The 1,195-nt window shown below is 59.7% G+C and carries 1 protein-coding gene and 1 pseudogene; both read left to right on the top strand.

From position 1 onward, the window contains the following. Positions 1–769, top strand: a 769-nt coding sequence (locus AC1DRJ_RS28585; protein ID WP_477805096.1) for a penicillin-binding transpeptidase domain-containing protein, incomplete at its 5' end; no start/stop codon positions are given. A gap of 119 nt (positions 770–888) precedes the next feature. Further along, positions 889–1,195: pseudogene (locus AC1DRJ_RS28580) on the top strand (sigma-54-dependent Fis family transcriptional regulator); the annotation flags it as partial.

Below are 1,195 nucleotides of genomic sequence, written 5' to 3'. Positions count from 1 at the left end.
GGACATGGACGCAGCGATCATGCGCTCCAACGATACCTACTTCTACGATCTGGCCCACAAGCTGGGCATCGATCGCCTGCACGACTACATGGCAATGTTCGGCCTCGGCGAGAAAGTCTCGCTGGATATGTTCGAAGAGTCTGCCGGTTTGATGCCATCCCAAGCCTGGAAGCGCGCCACACGCCGTCAGGCCTGGTTTCCTGGAGAGACGGTAATCCTCGGCATCGGCCAGGGCTACATGCAGGTCACGCCGCTGCAACTGGCTCAAGCCACCGCGCTAATTGCCAACAAAGGCGTGTGGAATCGACCGCATCTAGCCAAGACCGTGGACGGTGTCGCGCCGGTCGATGAGCACCCGATGCCGAACATCCTGCTCAAGGACCCGCGTGACTGGGAGCAGGTCAACCACGGCATGCAGATGGTTATGCACGACGTTCGCGGGATTGCCCGGGCGGCAGCGCTGGGGGCTCAATACCGCATTGCCGGCAAGAGTGGCACCGCGCAAGTCGTTGCGATCAAACAGGGCGAGCGCTACAACCGCGCGAAAACCCTGGAGCGCAATCGTGATAACGCCTTGTTCGTCGGCTTCGCTCCGGCTGAGCACCCGAAGATTGTTATCTCGGTAATGATCGAAAACGGCGAGGCCGGTGGTCGCGTCGCCGGTCCTGTGGTCCGACAAATCATGGACGCCTGGCTACTTGATCAGGACGGTCACTTGAAACCGCAATACGCCGCCCCGAGCAAAGGCCTTGGTGACCCTCACGTATAAATAGCTACTCTGAAAACACAAGTGCCGTAAGGCACTTGCCATCCCCCTGACGTTAACGTAAAGATTGCGCCAAGGCGCTGAACTTGAAAAGCGCAGGGCGGACCGATTCGGAGCGCTTGATGACGCCAATAAAAACCACACCACCGAAACGTCACCACGAAGCCCGGCTGGCCCGGGAAAAACTCCATCTCGAGGGTGAAGTCCCCGATGRCGTATTGCGCGCGGAAATCGACGCGTCGTGGCGGCGTAGCCTCAGTCATGGCGTGCATTTCAATGGCAAGCACGAACTGGCGCTGGAATCGAGCGCCAGCCTCGACGTGCTGCTGGCCAGCAACCGGCTGCTGATCGACGCAGCATTGCCGGCGATTGATTATCTGGCCGAACGCCAGGGCAAGGAAGGGCTGATTATCCTCGCCAACTCCGACG

The sequence above is a fragment of the Pseudomonas sp. P5_B2 genome, assembly GCF_056400445.1.
Note: the sequence above shows the minus strand (reverse complement) of the source record. Positions and strands in the feature narration are given on the sequence as shown.